Source organism: Gluconobacter japonicus (genome assembly GCF_015244665.1).
GTDB lineage: Bacteria > Pseudomonadota > Alphaproteobacteria > Acetobacterales > Acetobacteraceae > Gluconobacter > Gluconobacter japonicus.
In genome coordinates this window covers 391,898-407,770 of the sequence record NZ_JABCQN010000003.1, presented here as the reverse complement: position 1 = coordinate 407,770, position 15,873 = coordinate 391,898, and the positions used below count along the sequence as shown (strand labels likewise).

The window sequence follows — 15,873 nt, the reverse complement described above, 5'->3', positions numbered from 1 at the left end:
CAGCTGTAAAAAACAGATACGTTATAGAAATTCAATCAAGCCTTACCGATGGTCGCACAAAAGTTTCAATCCAGTCTGAGTAAAGAGAAATAAGTCCTCTATAGAACCCGAATAGTTCAATCTGGTGCCTGCGATAGAGGAAGAGATGTGCCATCCGAGCTGAAAAACCATGGAAAAAACCACCGCCCCAGACTGTTCCTCCGGGGAGCGTTGCCCACCCGTTGTATTTCCCCAAAGCGACAATGGCGCCCTTGTTTTTGAAAACGCACCCGGGGACCTTTACTCCACGCTCAACAAACGCGGGCAGATGTCGTGCGAGATGAAGAGCCTGCTGCCGCGCGACCTGAGCCGTAGCGGGCAGGGGGTCATCCTTGATGAATGAGCAGTCGCCTACAGCAAAAATCCGGTCATCATCAATGGAGCAGAGATTTGAATGTGTCAGGATCTGGCCTGTTGGATTTAAAGAAAGATTCCCATAAGTCTGCGTCACCTCCGGGGCTTTTACACCCGCAGCCCAGACACGAAGCTTGGCAGGAATATGCGTACCGTCTTTAAGAATAAAGCCAGTTGAATCTGCTGCTGCCACGCGAGCAGATGTTCTTACCGTGACGCCAAGTCGCTCAAGCTCCTGCTGGGCGGCAAGCGATACCGCTTCTGGAAAAGCGGGCAGAATACGCGGACCTGACTGAAGAAGGGTCACCCTCAGTTTTGGGGGTGTTTTTCCAAACGCATGCAGGCTGTATGGGTCAACGATATCAAGAGCTTTGTGAAGTTCGGCAGCCAGTTGGGTTCCCGTAGCGCCACCACCTACAATAGCAATGTCCAATTCCGAACCGTGTGCGAAAGCTCGCATCAATTCCATACGGAATTTTTCATTAAAAACATTGGCTTCCACGAGATTGTCGATACAGAGACAATGCTGCTTGACCCCAGGCGTGCCGAAATCATTCGCACAACTTCCAATCGCGAGAATGATCGTATCATAACGGATGGTCCGGCTTTCAAGGACTAGAGAACCATCCGAAGCATGAAAAGGACTGAGAACTACCTGACGGTTCTCACGGTCAATCGAGACAACTTCACCCGGCCAGAATTCGAAGTGATGCTCACTGGCCTGGGTGATAAAGCTGATCCGGTCGTTTTCATTGGCAACCGTTCCTGCCGCAAAGCAGTGCAACATTGGTTTCCAGACATGGGAAAAGCTTTTGTCAATTAACGTGATGCGTGCCTTACGGCGCTTTCCCAAGGTTTTGCCCAGACTCGCCGCAAGCGAAAGACCTGCGACACCGCCTCCGACGATCAGAATTTCTGATTGTGGTTTCATGAATTTCAAAGCCTCCGCCCAAGCATCTGAAGCTTGAGCTGCTAAAGAACTTCGAAAAAAAATACAGAATTCCACAGGAAATAATAATAATATTTTCATGAGCTTCGCTAGGTATCGGAAATTTGATTATATTTTTTTACTTTGTTTTATTTATTATTTTTCAAAAAAATGAATATATAATATATTCTGTATTTAAGGTTCAGAAAAATATTTTTATACTTCCAGAGTGTCTCTCTGATAGAGCGAAGTACAATTTCGAAATAAGATCTTTTTGAATTTAGCAGAGTCAAATTACAAAAATTTTTCGGCTAAATTTTAGTCAGATTGAGATATTATCTTCCATTAATTATGGACTTCTAGAAACAAATAACATAACCACCCCGGTTACCGGCTCAAAATGAGCTATCCGTCTTTCTTTCCCCAAGAGCAGGGATCATTTTTCTATGTTGCTTCGCCCGGACGCTGTGCCTTCTGCGCTCAGCCTCTCCCAGCTTCGTATCCTTGCGCTTGCATCTCTTGGAGGAGCACTGGAATTCTACGATTTTGTTATTTTTGCCTTTCTGGCCAAGCTGATTGCAGCTCATTTTTTTCCTGCAAGCCAGGCAGAATGGCTTCGGCAGGCAGAGGCATTCGGTCTCTTTGGGGCAGGGTATCTCGCACGGCCACTAGGCAGCCTTGTTATGGCGCATTTTGGCGATGTTTCCGGACGAAAGAAAGTTTTCACGCTCAGCGTCCTTCTGATGGCGGTTCCAACCTTACTCATGGGGCTGCTGCCAGGATATGAAACGCTGGGCGTCGTAGCTCCTTTAACCCTTCTGGTACTCCGGGTCATGCAAGGGGCTGCAATTGGTGGTGAAGCACCGGGCGGTTGGGTTTTTGTATCTGAACACGCTTCGGCAGGCCGAACAGGTCTGGCGACCGGCCTTCTGACGGGAGGACTGACCGGCGGTATTTTGCTCGGCTCCATCATTATCCTCCTTCTCCATGCCGTTCTTGCACCCGACGTCGTATCCTCATGGGGATGGCGTATTCCGTTCGTGATTGGAGGGATTTTCGGTTTTGGAGCCATGTTTCTGCGGCGGTGGCTGGAAGAGACCCCTGTTTTTCGGGAAATGCATGAGCGTGCCGAAACTGCAGGGACCCTCCCTGCGAAAATCCTCCTTCGTGATCATCGGCGGGGCATTCTCTGCTCCATGATGACAACGTGGACCCTGACTGCAGCCATTGTTGTTCTCGTTCTGATGATGCCTCCGCTAATGCAGACACTTCATCATGTCTCCCCCGCTGAGACGATGATTGCCAGTCTGGCTGCGACTCTTTGCCTGACAGTCTCAGTCGTGGTGATGAGCAGTTTGACAGACATTTTCCCGCTAAAGGGTCTCGGGGTCATCAGTGGCGCTGCTCTCTCTGCCGGCGCTCTGGGTCTGTATGGTGTCGCGCCATACTTCCCTCATATGCTGATACTATGGGCGGCATTCAGCGGTCTATGCTGCGGATTTGTAGGACTGGTTCCAATTGGGATGCTTCGCGCGTTTCCCGCTATGGTTCGCTTTTCAGGGCTCTCACTCTCTTATAATATTTCCTACGCAGTGTTCGGAGGGCTAACTCCGGCAATTATTTCGTCCCTGACGCCGCATACACCTTTGGCACCCGCAATCTATGTTGTGTTTACAGCCCTGATTGGAAGTATCGCCTTGTGGCGCTCCCCGAAAAACGCATGAGGCCTAGGCTCAGGACTCATAGCCAGAAGATGACGGTTGCAGCGAGACAGATGGTTGAGAAGAAGACGGTCGGGCATCTGTCATAGCTTGTTGTGACCCGCCGCCAGTCCTGAAGTCTCCCGAACATGATCTCGATACGGTTGCGTCGTTTATATTTCCACTTGTCGTATTTTATCGGTTTCCTGCGGGATCTCCGTCCCGGAATGCAGGCCTGATCCCTTTTTCTTCCAGGGCATCCTGGAACCAGTCACATCATAACCCCGGTCCGCCAGCATCCACTGTGCCATAGAAAGGCTGTCCAGCAGAGCCGCGGCACCGGTGTAATCACTGACCTGTCCCGCAGTCATGAAGAAGCTCAGCGGTCGTCCATGTTGATCGGTGACCGCATGTAGCTTGGTATTCATCCCGCCTTTGGGGCGACCGATCAGGCGGCCTGGATCCCCTTTTTTAACTGCAGGCTTGAAGCCGTGCGGTGTGCCTTGAGATACGTCGCATCAATCATGATGGTCTGGGGCTCTTCCTTTCCGGCAGCCAGACCGTCCATCATCCGGGCGAAGATCTCCATGGCGCCCCAGCGCTTCCAACGGTTGTAGAGCGTCTTATATGGACCGTACTCTCGGGGTGTATCACGCCAGCGCAGGCCGTTCCGATGCACAAAGATGATGCCGCTCAGCACGCGGCGGTCATCAACGCGGGGTCTGCCGTGGCTCTTTGGGAAAAGGGCCGCAGACGCTCCATCTGTTCGTCCGTCAGCCAAAACAAGTCGCTCATCTCCAGTCTCCTCGCAGAGCCTGAATCAGATTTCCACAATCAAATCAATGGGGCCTGAGCCTAGACAAACGCCCACTTCAGCGCAGGTTGATTTTCACGCTATGATATTGTTCTAGAAAGATAATATCATTATTCCTTTCCAGCCTTATAAAAAGCTGAAGGACTTATCAAACCATGAACATCGGGCTTGGACAGCGTATCGTTTTGGGAGCGCTGTTTGAGTTGGCAATCCTTCATGCAGCGCAGGCCGCAAGCTGCCCCCAGTTTTTCGCGGGCAATACCCCGCCAGCTCTTCTGTCAGAGACCCAGAAAATCGGGACAGTCCTGCTGTGCAATGATGGCTATGCGGTTCTCGTATCCGAACAGACCAAAAGTCCGCTCTGGTCCGCCGAAAACCTGACTGAAGAAAACGTTACTCTCGCCCGAAAAACACAGCGTAATGGCAGTTTCCAGCCAGATGATCGGCTTCCCCGGACCATGCTGGCGCTGCTCTCAGATTATCGCTCCTCTGGCTATGATCGAGGGCACATGACCCCGAGCGGAGACGAACCGGACACAACCTCCCAGAACCAGTCTTTTCTGCTGTCAAATATCGTTCCCCAGACAGCCGAATTAAACCGTGGAGCATGGGAAGGAGTCGAAAGTGCCGTAAGAGGATGGGCTGAGCAGGAAGGCGAAATCTTCGTCGTGACAGGCCCTGGATATGATCCAGACCATTTCCAGAAAACGATTGGGACCAACCGTATTCCTGTTCCAGCCGTGACATGGAAAGCAGTCTACGATCCGGCCGGAAATGGAACAGGTGCCTATGTCTGTCTCAACACGTCTCATCCGACTTGCAAGATCACTTCTGTGGCCATGCTGACCCAGCTTGTGAATATTGATCCGTTCCCGTCCTTACCGGCATCCCTCAAAGATCACGTCTCAGCGATGCCGCCTGTGCGGCAAAGTCCTTATGCCCTTGCTCACCGTTCGAGCGGGAAGAAACTTCTGAAAGAGTGGGGCACCAAAGCAGCCCAGAAGGCGCTGCGCGCCCTTGTGCAGGCTCTCAGACCATAACGGTTCAATCGAGCGGACACCTAGTCCTGCTCAACCCAGCCACCATCACATGGTTTGAAGAGTGGCGATGAAAAACAGCTCATGACAGGAAATGAAAATTTACCCTGCCAACGCTGACTTTGCGTCATGACGCAGAGAGCCGCATACGGCGAGGCATCAGCCTTGCCCAGAACTTTGACAGCCGCCTCCAGAGAAAATCCCGTGCTGACAACATCATCCACGATGACAATCCGCTTTGCACGCTGAAGCAAGGGCAACAGGTTTGGGTCCAGATAAAGGCTTTTGGTCTTATCCGGGCTGGTGATGGATGACAGCGGCGCTGATAGGCTGTCATCATACCAAAATTTGCGGGATGTGCTTAACGGGACGTAGCGTTCAAGCCCACAGGCCCTTGCAACCGTTGCAGCCAGACCCAAACCGAGCGTTGGCATACCGACGATCAGATCAGGCATCAGGGAACGGGCGATTTCAGACAGATTGTCGGACAGCGCATCCATCACGGTAAAAGAAGCCTGATTCACCAGCAAAGAGGAAACAGCCTGCTGTCCATCTGGGAGAATCCGCAAAGGAAGGTCCAGTCGGTGAGGTCCAATCCTTACTCTGAAGCGATCCGTATAAGGCGCGGAGAGATCTTCCTCAGGCGCAAAGTGCTGCCAGAAGGGCAAGGTACTCATGTGGACCTCTCGACGAAGGCAACCAGAAGGTTTACAGCCTTTTCAAGGACGTTTTCGTCGAAATCAAACAAGCTTGCATGATGCGGTGCAGCAATATCAGCCCCGATTAGGCAATATCCTGCGTGGCCGCCACGCTCCTGCACCCGTTGCATCATGAAAGTGGCGTCGTCACCACCGCCAATAGGCCAGTTCCGAACCACTGTTCCAGCCCGTGTTTCGTGAACCGCAGCTTCAAGACGCCTCATGATTGCATCGTCCGACTGGGCACTGATGGCTGTTCCGTAAACGTCAATGTCAACATGGACGCCCTGACTGAGTGCAGCGCCTTCAAGCATTCGTCTTGCTCCTTCCGTCAGGCGCTGAAGCCCTTGTTGAGCGGAAGCACGCAGTTCCAGTTCAAGGTAGGCATGATCCGCGATGACGTTGCGGGTTCGCCCCGCCTGGAAAAGGCCAACATTGATCCGGGTATCAGACTGACCATCCCGCGGGAGTGCATAAAGACCGGGCACGGCAAGAGACGCCGCAAGAAGAGCGTTACGCCCTTCCTCGGGACACATGGCTGCGTGAGCTGCCGTCCCGTTAAAGGTGACATTCCATTTTTCAGCCCATAGAAAGCCATCCGCAGAAAGGGCGATCTGTCCACTCGGAAGCTGACATCCAAGATGCGCTGCAAGAAACACATCAACATCGTCCAGCAAGCCACTGGCAACAATGGGTTGCGCCCCACGACCACCTTCTTCCGCGGGCTGAAAAATAAAGCGTAACGTGCCGGTCCATTGGGATTTTACATGGGCAAGACGCTCTGCAACAGCCAGGCCAATGGCGGTATGACCATCATGCCCGCAGGCATGCATCCGCCCTTCACATTGAGAGGCAAATCCCGCAACGGCTGGACGATGCTCTCCGATATCCGATTCATGAACGGGCAGGGCATCCATATCAAAGCGGAGTGCCAGAACCGGCCCCTCTCCACGTTGAAGCTCACCACAGACTGCTGTCTGTCCTGCCGGCATCTTATCCAGCCATTCCCGACTGACTCCGGCTTGGAGGGCCGCAGATTTCGCTGCCTCCACATCCTGAACTGAGGGAATACCGCGAACATTCTCCATGCACATGATGTCCGCGCCTACTTTTACGGCATAGCCCAGTTCGGCAAGACGCTCGGCGACGATTGAAGCTGTCCGATACTCCAGAAAGGCTGTCTCCGGAAAACGGTGCAACGCGCGGCGCATGGCAACGACGTCATGAGGGAAATGCATCAGAAGGCCGTCTCAATAATCATGTTGGTAAAGATTTCTCCCGTACCGCCATCTGCAATACCAAGATCCGTGACATGAGGACCGGGGTTACAGGCAAGGGAAGCGCCGGTTACGAGCTTGATCATGGACGTTGGACCATCCCATGTCGTAGCCGCAGCCGCAGCCTCTCGCACGGCAGCAAACTGTTCTCCCACCACATCCGGGCTTTCAGGAGACAAAAGCCCGCAGACAGGCAAAGGAACGTGCGCCACGATCTGCCCATTACGAGCAACAGCCATTCCGCCACCACCAGCGATGAGCGTGTTCGCCACAAGAGCCATATCTTCCGGGGCACGGCCAAAAACCGCAAGATTATGACTGTCGTGAAGAATGGTGGTACCGATTGTGGCAGACCAGTCCCCCCACCCCTCAAGCACCCCAAGACCGGGCGGACTATCTTCTCCATAACGGTTAAAGACCGCCATCAGCGCCGTATCGGCAGGAAGCACGAGATACCCGTTCTCAACCTCCATCTCTCTTTGCCCCCATCGGGTTGTACGAGGCGTATGGACCGTACGAACGGGGACTTTCTGCACGTTCGGAGCAGGAACTTTGAAATCGGTCGCTGTTACTGGCGAACGTCGGACGGTGTTCAAAGGAAGGCCAGGCAATTCGGAAGGGAGGTCTGCCAGAAGCACGCCGCGAGAAGCGGAATGCACACCGGACGTAAAAACTTCCAGAGGGGTAAAATCGTTCAGATTTTCGAAAACCACCAGATCGGCCCGTCGGCCAGCTGCGACCAATCCGAGATCGCGCCGTTCCAGACGCATTGCTGCATTCAAGGTCGCACACCGCAGAACGTCCAACGGTTTCATACCCAGAGCAACCAGACATTTCAGATGGTGAACCATGCCGCCACGGCGCAACAGATCGTCTGGGAAAACATCATCCGTGCAAAGCGTCACGGTCTGGGGAACACAGCCGAGGTCTTCAAAAGCAGCGACAGCTTCAGGCAGGATATTTTCATGCGAGACGCGAAGTTCAAGCGTCATACCTGAACGAAGCTTCTCAAGAATATCAGCTTTACTGGTCAATTCATGGTCTGACTCAATGCCCGCTGCCATGAAAGCCTGAAGATCCCTACCTCCAAGATTGCGCGCATGACCGCAGACCAGCTTTCCACTTGCACAGCCTGCGTTGACGATCCCGCTCATACGCGGAGAGCCATTTACAACCCCGCGCATATCCATCACTTCAGCGACGCCAATCACTTCAGGCCAGGAGAGCATCTCTTCCATGGCAGAAATATCGAACACCGCACCGGAGCGCTCCAGGCCAGGAGCGGACGGAACACAGGAAGGGGCTTCGACCAGAATGCGCAGAGGAAGACCCTTAGTCGCCTCGATCGCCCAGCGAACTCCCGCAAGACCACTGACATTTCCGATTTCATGCGGATCCCAGCAGACGGTCGTTGTGCCCTGAGGAACAACAGTCTGCGCGTAGACACGCGGAGTAATCATCGAGCTTTCGATATGCATGTGCGCGTCGATGAGGCCAGGAGCAACAATAGCTCCCTTGAGATCAAAAACTTTCAGGGCATCCTGACGCTGACCCCGAGGGTGCGTACTGGCGATCAGGGAGCCGACCAGACCTACATCAGCTTCCCGAAGCTCCCCGGTCGCAACATCCGCGACAAGGCCATTACAGAGCAGAACATCAAACTCCGTACGCCCCATAGCCGCATCAACCGCGCGCCTCCGCAGGTGAGGGTCTGCCAGCGAGCAGTTTACATCAACCATGCGTATTCATCCGGTTGGCCGCATCCACGAAAGTCTGGATGAAGCGTGACGTATCAACTGCGGTCACGATTTTCACAGGACGTTCGCCAATATGAGGACGTGTGCTTTCCGGCCAGACATGCGCATAGCCATAATTCGGACCGTGCGTGAGATCGACGTCCATATAAGCGGTAACAGTGCGTGTAATAAGCGTCGGATCTACGGCAATCGCGGCGGCAAGTTCATCCCACATAGGTTGAGGGTGGAAATACCGACGCAGATAGTCTGAAACCGCGCCAGGTGTCTGTGTGGCTCTGTCCCGAATGTCGGGAGTCATGCGGATCGGATTTGCGACCGCTCCGATGGAGATCACTTCTGGAAATGGCGCTTCAAGCGCAATGCTGGCGGCTTCCGGATCAAACATCAGATTGAAGTCTGTGTAGTAATCCGCACTTTCCGTCACCTGCGCGAGATTTCCATCCACGATTGCACCCATGAATACCAGACGGCGACAAAGCGATGCGAAATCTGGATCCAGCTTGATCGCCAGAGCGACGTTCGTCAGTGGACCCGCGGCGAGGACCGTTACCTGATGTGGATGTGCATGGACCTCTCTGATCAGGAAAAGAGCTGCCGTTTCAGGGAGCGTCTTCCGGTCTGTCGAACCTTCCTTCAGAGCCTTTACAGGCGGCTGAAAGTCAGGCGCATCTCCTCGCCATGCTCCTTTCCATGGCATTTTTCCGTTTGATTTTTCCCATGCCAGAAGCCGTGCCCGCGAATTGACCAGCGGCTGCGTTGCCCCCGAAACGACAGGAATGCCCGAAGGTGTCCCGGCGATATCCAGAAAACGGGACAGATGAGCCACGGCCTCATTTTCCCAGCCATCACCAACCACAACGGTAAACCCAAGAAGTGTTGCCTTGTCAGGCTGTCCAAGGAACGGAATGACAGACTGGATATTGGTGCCGCCGGGCCCTGCAAAATCATTGTCAATGATAATGTAATTGGGATCGGAGGCCGCTTGCGCACGAAAAGGAAGCAGAGAGGCGAGCCCAAGCAGAAGGGCCGGCAGGCCTGATTTTAAAAACATGATGGGTCCTCTCAGGCGTGATGGCCGTGCATTCGGGCGGAAACAACGAAGAACAGAATGAAGATGACGCAAAGCCCCCACACGACGGGCGGGATGGCACGTCCGCGTCCTGTGGCGAGAGCCATGGCCGTATAGGAAAAGGTTCCAATGGCCATGCCGTTGATAAGATTGCCCGTCAGAAGGGCGATAATGAATGTCAACGCGGCTGGTGCGCTCTCCCGAAGATCTGACAAATCCAGATGCCGAACGCCCTGAAACATCATCATTCCAACCATCAGGAGGGAGGGGGCGGTGGCCTGTGGTGGAATAATCATGAATAGCGGCCACAGAAACAGGGCTGCCAGAAACCCACCCGCGATCACCAGAGCAGTCAGACCGGTTCGCCCCCCGGCATGTACCCCCGTGATGGACTCAGAATAGACCGTCACGATAGATGTCCCCAGCAGCGGGGCCAGAATACTACCCGCCGCATCCGTGATGAATGCTTCCCGGGCACGGGGAATACGACCGCTTTTCGAGACCATACCCGTCGCGGTTACAACGCCCAGAAGATTAGCCAGAGTGCCGAAAAGCTCCGTGCACAGGAAGAAGAACAGCATCGGGAGCACATAAAGAATGTGCTGTACAAGATAGAGCGGCTGCAACTGGAAAGCGGTAGCGTGCGGCCACTGGGGCAGGGCAAAAACATGTTCCGGCCAGCGCGTGACGGTGTCGCCTTTTCCATCTGGCAGGAAAAGACCCACAATCGTCAGGGCGATAATGGACAGGATCAGAGCGCCAGGCACACGCCGTGCAACCAGAACAGGTGTTAGAATGAACCCGGCCAGCGTCACCAGGACTTTTGGGCTGGTGATCGGCCCCATGGTCACAAAGGTCGAAGGGCTGGGAACAACAAAACCGGAGTTTCGCATTCCAATAAACATGATGACCAGTCCGACCGCGACCTGAATCCCGATCCGGAGTGTATCGGGGATATCGTGCGCAATTCTCTCGCGAAGGCGCGTCAGGCTCATGACCATGAAGATCACACCCGTCAGACACACCAGTGCCAGTGCAGACTGCCAGGGAACGCCCATCTGTTTGACGAGAATGATCGCAAAAACGACATTCGAGCCCATGGCGGGCGCAACACCGAGGGGGAGATTGGCAAGCAGCCCCATCAGGGTCGTGCTGAAAATTGCGATCAGGCATGTCGCGCTCAGAACACTGGCACGATCCATCCCGGCTTCTGCCATGATCATCGGATTGACCGCTACGCAATAAACCATTGCAGCAAAGGTCGTCAGGCCTGCAACAACCTCACGGCCAGCAGTTGTCCCGCTGGCCGTGAGCCCGAAAAACCGGTCCAGATGCTGTCGCAACATACTGGTCAGAGATCAATCTTGGCGGTTACGAGAGCCGCAAAGCTGCCAGCCACATAATAAGTCGGGGAGCCCTGAGCTGCGATCGTGCTGCCATAAACACCCTGCGATGCCCTTGAAGACGCAGCGACACCTGCCACACCGGAAAGATACTTGTTATTGCCAACATTCATGAGGTTCAGCCTGATTTCCGGATGCGTATGGAAGATCTTTGGCGCACGATACCCGAAATTCATGTCAGCGTTCACATACCCCGGCATGGCCTGATCGTTCATGAACGTCGAGAACTGGCGGCCGACATACTTGACGGCAAAACCCGCGAAGTAGGTTCCGTCGTCATAATCCAGGCCAACGGATGCCTGAACATTTGGGCTACGAACAGCAGTTTTGCCGGCAGTCCGCAGGTAATCTGAACCGACCTGGTAATTGTTATCGATCGTCGCATGCAGGTATTCAGCGGAGACGTAAGGACGCAAATGATGCCAGGGGCGAAGACCCAACTCTACATCAACACCCCGAGACGTCTGACCACCTGCATTGATATTCTGGGTAATCTGCGCGTTGTTGATCGTAACCTGCGTAGAAACCTGACGGTTCGTGAAGTTGTAATTGAAGAACGTGATGGAACCGTTCAGGACATCGCCCTGATAGCGATAACCCAACTCTTCGGAAATGGAATACTCCGTCTTCTGGGACGGATTGGCCAGCGTTGCCACTTTACCCGTGGAAGCACTGTATGTGTTGTAAAGCGCATTCAGAGTCGGGGTGCGGAAATTGGTTGCGACATCCGCGAAGACCTGATTGTGGCTGTCGATCCGATAACGTGCCCCCAGATTGGGGGTCGCAACGGCTGCATTCATGCTCGTGCGATACTGTGCGCCCGGCAGATAGTTGTAGCCGATACGCGTCACCATGGATTCCTTGATTCCGGCCTCCACACGCAGACGGTTATGCAGCGCATTAAATGTATCGCCGAAGAACAGGGTATTAACACGCGTGATCGTCAGATTGTCATAGCTGGCCAGCCGCGTTCCGTCTGACAGCTTAACATTCCCCAGATAGCCCCACACATTCGCAGGGCCACCATTTTCTCCCACAGCGCTGTAAGGATTGACCATCCGTTGACGGGACCAATCGAACCAGTAACCAAAAACAAGCGTGTGACGCCCCACGGTATAATGAACCTTGGAGACAAGTCCTGGGCGATACACGTACGGCGTTCCAAATGGCGTGTACATCATGACCTTGTCGGTCGTGGTGCCATTTCCATTCAGATCGATGCTGTATTTGTGCGTTCCTGAATAAATGGAATTTTCAGAAAGCAGCGATGCGGAAGCAATCGTACCCGAGTTCCAATAGAAATACGGTGTGAAATCAAACCCTAACTTATCATTCACGACAATATTCTGAGGCGCACTCAGGATAAGAACGCGATACGGACTTTGATGAAGCTTCCAGTATTTAGTGTCCGTCGGGGAGAAAGCCTCTGTGTAATTGGCTCCACGTCCATATTTCTGCCAGGCTGAGAGGCTTGGATTGAGATAGGCGACCTTCATGGAATCGTCGAACGTTACGGCGACTGTGCTGCGGCTGCCATTCGTCCAGTCTTTTACCAGTTTGGCATCGACATGCTGCTTATGGTCGTCGCCTGCACCACGGAAATGCGGTTCTTCCAGATGGGACCAGGCTACAAAGGCACGCATCCCCGTATTTCCAATGTCACCACTCTGAAGGCGGACATATTCACGATGGGTGTTGTATGAACCGAATGATCCGGCGATAGTCGCACCTATTTTATGGGAGGGATCGATCAGGTTCATTGTCACGATGCCCCCTGATGCGCCAATCACTGGCGAATCAAGATTAGCGGAACCCTGCTGCATCGTCACTTCGTTGAGGTTTTCAGAATCTACCCATTCCGTTGGGAATGCCATGTACGAACCAATGTCGTTCAGGGGAGCGCCCTCAACCGTGAAGCCGATCTGATCGCTGTTCATGCCCCGGATCGTCATATTGCCGCTCACCATCCCGAATGGATCGGCGCTCGCAACATTGGCTCCCGGAAGATTACCAAGAAGCTTGAAGACGTTCGGGGTAGGGGCCTGTTTAGCGATATACGCCTGAGTAATTTCGCTACGGGATTTGGTGCCATTCTGCGGGACCATACGGCCGCCGGCTACTGATTCCGCCGCGACACGGATAACCTCCGGTCGTGACTGTGCAGCTTTTATACTCTTGCGAGGGGAGGGAGAATGCCGTTTCTCCGCAGCGTGTTTTGTATCTGCAACAGGGGCGGCGTAGGCTACCACACAGAACAGATTGCCGATAACGGCTGTACTCAGGAAGGTCGAAGCGCGCATGGAAGAAGCTCTCAAACGATACGGAGACGCCCGAAGTGACACAGATGCCTCATGGGTCAGACAAGGAGACGACACATGAATCGGCAAAGACGTATTAAGTTGTTATAAGACGTCCTACTACCGCTTCAGCGATCTTCGTTCAATCCAAAAGTGAAACGTTCCCCGGATTTTTTCTTTATGCCTCATGCTGTCTTTTCGTCAGATCTGGATCCGAATGGTCCAACCCCTCTCTATCTTCAGGTGGGGCACCATATTTCCGGGCTAATCGGAAAGGACAGTCGCTTCATGGATCGCCTGCCTTCAGAGGCAGAGCTGTGCCAGATGTATGGGGTGAGCCGTATTACCGTTCGGCAGGCCCTTTCCTACCTTGCGGAACGGGATGTCGTTGTTCGCCAGCACGGGCGAGGCACATTTGTCGGAGCACTGCATCGACCAGGCCGACAGCAGACCATTCATTCCTTTTTTGAAATCCTGGCGGGCAAGGGTTTAAGCCCTGAAATGACGCTGCTTGATTACAGGATGAGACAACCACCCGAAGAAGTTGCAAAGGCATTGTCCCTGAAGGACGACGCTCTTTTCATCCGGCGCGGTTATCGTTCCGAGCAGGGGCCTCTGGGTGTGACGGAAGTTTTCTATCCGGGGTCACTTGCCAGAATGGTCACACCAGAACTGGCGGGCCGCACAACGTCCACCTCAATCCTTCAGGACATATTCAAGTTTCGAATCAGTCACGCCGATGTTTCCATTGGCCTTTCCCGAGCTTCTCAGGATGTTGCCCAGTGGCTCAAGGTGGATCCGGGTACAGCATTGATGCGGATAAAGCGGGTAACCACCTGCGTGGGACAGAGCGCATGCGAATACAGCCGCCTCCTGGTCACTGAAGGCACGGCAGATTTCCGCATCACAGCAGAAGGAGAAATGCTCAGCGAAGGAGCCCTTTAATCCCTCTGCATGATGGAAAAAAACTGCCTGATCCATTCAGGATAAATTAAGAAACTGTCTCTAGATTTCTTCCGGGTTCTGGAAGTCGTGCTGACCCATATACGGCTGCCATTATATTTTCGGGAGACCTTCCCTTGCTCCGTTGGATTGAAACGAAAGCTCCGATCCGACAGAAACTTCGGGTCATCATCACGGCCCTTCTCGTCGTTTCTGCCGTGCAGTTTGTTGTCGATGAAGTGTGCAAGAGATTTCTTGCACACTACGGAGGGGCTCAGATTATCGCACAGCTTTGCGGTGTCCTGCTTCAGATCATCCTGACATTGGTGATCGGCAGTTTCGCAATTCGCATTATTGCCGTTCCTTTTGAGAGAATTACCGACGCAACTGAAAAGGTTGCAGATGGGGACTTTGAGTCCCGTGTTCCTTACGGTGATCGGTTCGACGATGCAGGTCGGCTCGCCAAATCCCTTCTCAAGTTCATAAACAGCAGTCAGCACCGTATCAAAGCGCAGGAAAACGCAGCAAGAGAAGCTCGTGAAGCCGCTCAGGCCCAAATGCGTCTCTCAGAAGAAAGCAACCGAATTCGCCAGATTCAAAGTGACACAATCGAACAGATCTGTGCAGGCATGGAGATTGTCAAAACCGGCGACCTGACATTCTCGTTCCCTGAACCATTTCAAGAAAAATTTGAGGATTTCCGGTTCAACTTCAACGCTCTGATTACCAATTACCGTTCGTCTGTAGAACAGATTGCAGATGGAGCTTCGGTCATTGCCAGTGGGACAGCAGAAATATCGTCCGCTGCCGATGATCTGGCCGCACGGACAGAACAGCAGGCTGCCAATCTTGCTGAGACCGCTACGGCTGTCAGTTCGATAACGACCAAAGTTCAGGAAACGGCTCAGGCCGTACAGGATGTCAGACTTGCCGCATCGGGCGCACGCGACGAAGCTATAGCTGTCGCGGAAGTCATGCTACTGGCCAATAATGCCATGGAAGGCATCAAAGCATCTTCAGGAAAGGTGGGGGCAACAATTGGTCTGATGGAGGAAATGGCATTCCAGACAAACCTTCTTGCACTCAATGCCGGGATCGAAGCAGCACGCGCGGGAGAGGCGGGGGCAGGATTTTCAGTAGTAGCCACTGAAATCCGCAATCTTGCCCATCGCTCCGCTACATCTGCAAAAGAAATTCGTGCCCTTATTTCCGTTTCTGGCACCAAGGTCGCTGAAGGCGTAGGGTTAGTAGCCCAGGCCAATCAGGCAATTAGCGCCATCACGACCAATGTCGGTCGCATTACGTCTCTGGTTGAAAGTATTTCCTCGGCAGCCACCGATCAGGCCGCAAGCCTCTCCGGTATCAATACCCGGATCGGTGCCATGGATCAGGCAACACAGCACAATGCCGCAATGGTTGAGGAAACCACAACAGCCAGCCACAACCTCAAGCATGAGGCACAGCAGCTTCATAAGGTTGTGGGACACTTTACATACCGCTCCGCTCATCCCTGAAATTTCCCCTGTCATGGACGCTTGCACTTCATCTCAGGCCAGTT

Annotated in this window: 11 protein-coding genes and 1 pseudogene; 4 read left to right on the top strand and 8 right to left on the bottom strand. The window is 53.5% G+C overall.

Going from position 1 to position 15,873, the window contains the following annotated elements; translation table 11 throughout:
• Positions 1-31: 31 nt before the first annotated feature.
• Positions 32-1,324, bottom strand: coding sequence for an NAD(P)/FAD-dependent oxidoreductase (locus tag HKD32_RS08360; RefSeq protein ID WP_010503341.1), 1,293 nt, complete (start codon positions 1,322-1,324; stop codon positions 32-34).
• Between the two features lie 443 nt (positions 1,325-1,767).
• Here HKD32_RS08360 and HKD32_RS08355 point away from each other — a divergent pair, with 443 nt between their 5' ends.
• Positions 1,768-3,045, top strand: coding sequence for an MFS transporter (locus HKD32_RS08355; protein WP_194257832.1), 1,278 nt, complete (start codon positions 1,768-1,770; stop codon positions 3,043-3,045).
• Between the two features lie 16 nt (positions 3,046-3,061).
• Here HKD32_RS08355 and HKD32_RS08350 read toward each other — a convergent pair.
• Positions 3,062-3,816, bottom strand: a pseudogene (locus HKD32_RS08350) (IS5 family transposase).
• A gap of 174 nt (positions 3,817-3,990) precedes the next feature.
• Between HKD32_RS08350 and HKD32_RS08345 the strand changes: the two are divergent.
• Entirely contained in the window at positions 3,991-4,875 is an 885-nt protein-coding gene (locus tag HKD32_RS08345) for a DNA/RNA non-specific endonuclease (RefSeq protein WP_194257831.1), read from the top strand.
• A 20-nt stretch (positions 4,876-4,895) separates the two neighbouring features.
• Here HKD32_RS08345 and HKD32_RS08340 read toward each other — a convergent pair whose 3' ends face one another.
• The 6 genes from HKD32_RS08340 to HKD32_RS08315 are packed head-to-tail and all read right to left on the bottom strand — an operon-like array spanning position 4,896 to position 13,376.
• Positions 4,896-5,549, bottom strand: a complete 654-nt coding sequence (locus tag HKD32_RS08340; protein WP_061930960.1) for a phosphoribosyltransferase — start codon at positions 5,547-5,549, stop codon at positions 4,896-4,898.
• The gene (locus HKD32_RS08335) at positions 5,546-6,808 is read right to left on the bottom strand and encodes an amidohydrolase (protein WP_061930963.1); all 1,263 of its coding nucleotides are present in this window, start codon (positions 6,806-6,808) and stop codon (positions 5,546-5,548) included. The genes HKD32_RS08340 and HKD32_RS08335 overlap by 4 nt, the downstream gene beginning before the upstream one ends.
• A complete protein-coding gene (locus HKD32_RS08330) occupies positions 6,808-8,586 on the bottom strand; it encodes an adenine deaminase (protein WP_061930965.1) in 1,779 nt (592 codons plus the stop codon). The genes HKD32_RS08335 and HKD32_RS08330 overlap by 1 nt, the downstream gene beginning before the upstream one ends.
• Positions 8,579-9,655, bottom strand: a complete 1,077-nt coding sequence (locus tag HKD32_RS08325) for a nucleoside hydrolase (protein WP_194257830.1) — start codon at positions 9,653-9,655, stop codon at positions 8,579-8,581. The genes HKD32_RS08330 and HKD32_RS08325 overlap by 8 nt, the downstream gene beginning before the upstream one ends.
• Positions 9,656-9,666: 11 nt before the next feature.
• Entirely contained in the window at positions 9,667-11,019 is a 1,353-nt protein-coding gene (locus HKD32_RS08320) for an NCS2 family permease (RefSeq protein WP_194257829.1), read from the bottom strand.
• A 5-nt stretch (positions 11,020-11,024) separates the two neighbouring features.
• Complete coding sequence (locus HKD32_RS08315; protein ID WP_061930974.1) at positions 11,025-13,376, bottom strand: TonB-dependent receptor; 2,352 nt, start codon at positions 13,374-13,376, stop codon at positions 11,025-11,027.
• Between the two features lie 177 nt (positions 13,377-13,553).
• On the opposite strand from HKD32_RS08315, the gene HKD32_RS08310 reads away from it, so the two are divergent.
• Positions 13,554-14,318: a GntR family transcriptional regulator gene (locus HKD32_RS08310; protein ID WP_061930977.1), complete on the top strand. Its 765-nt coding sequence runs from the start codon at positions 13,554-13,556 to the stop codon at positions 14,316-14,318.
• 134 nt (positions 14,319-14,452) lie between these two features.
• Positions 14,453-15,829, top strand: coding sequence for a methyl-accepting chemotaxis protein (locus tag HKD32_RS08305; RefSeq protein WP_010505371.1), 1,377 nt, complete (start codon positions 14,453-14,455; stop codon positions 15,827-15,829).
• Positions 15,830-15,873 lie beyond the last annotated feature (44 nt).

Bases quoted from the DNA above. Each gene is read 5' to 3' on its own strand.
- HKD32_RS08360 (WP_010503341.1), bottom strand. From the start codon at position 1,324: ATGAAACCACAATCAGAAATTCTGATCGTCGGAGGCGGTGTCGCAGGT.
- HKD32_RS08355 (WP_194257832.1), top strand. From the start codon at position 1,768: ATGTTGCTTCGCCCGGACGCTGTGCCTTCTGCGCTCAGCCTCTCCCAG.
- HKD32_RS08345 (WP_194257831.1), top strand. From the start codon at position 3,991: ATGAACATCGGGCTTGGACAGCGTATCGTTTTGGGAGCGCTGTTTGAG.
- HKD32_RS08340 (WP_061930960.1), bottom strand. From the start codon at position 5,549: ATGAGTACCTTGCCCTTCTGGCAGCACTTTGCGCCTGAGGAAGATCTC.
- HKD32_RS08335 (WP_061930963.1), bottom strand. From the start codon at position 6,808: ATGCATTTCCCTCATGACGTCGTTGCCATGCGCCGCGCGTTGCACCGT.
- HKD32_RS08330 (WP_061930965.1), bottom strand. From the start codon at position 8,586: ATGGTTGATGTAAACTGCTCGCTGGCAGACCCTCACCTGCGGAGGCGC.
- HKD32_RS08325 (WP_194257830.1), bottom strand. From the start codon at position 9,655: ATGTTTTTAAAATCAGGCCTGCCGGCCCTTCTGCTTGGGCTCGCCTCT.
- HKD32_RS08320 (WP_194257829.1), bottom strand. From the start codon at position 11,019: ATGTTGCGACAGCATCTGGACCGGTTTTTCGGGCTCACGGCCAGCGGG.
- HKD32_RS08315 (WP_061930974.1), bottom strand. From the start codon at position 13,376: ATGCGCGCTTCGACCTTCCTGAGTACAGCCGTTATCGGCAATCTGTTC.
- HKD32_RS08310 (WP_061930977.1), top strand. From the start codon at position 13,554: ATGCCTCATGCTGTCTTTTCGTCAGATCTGGATCCGAATGGTCCAACC.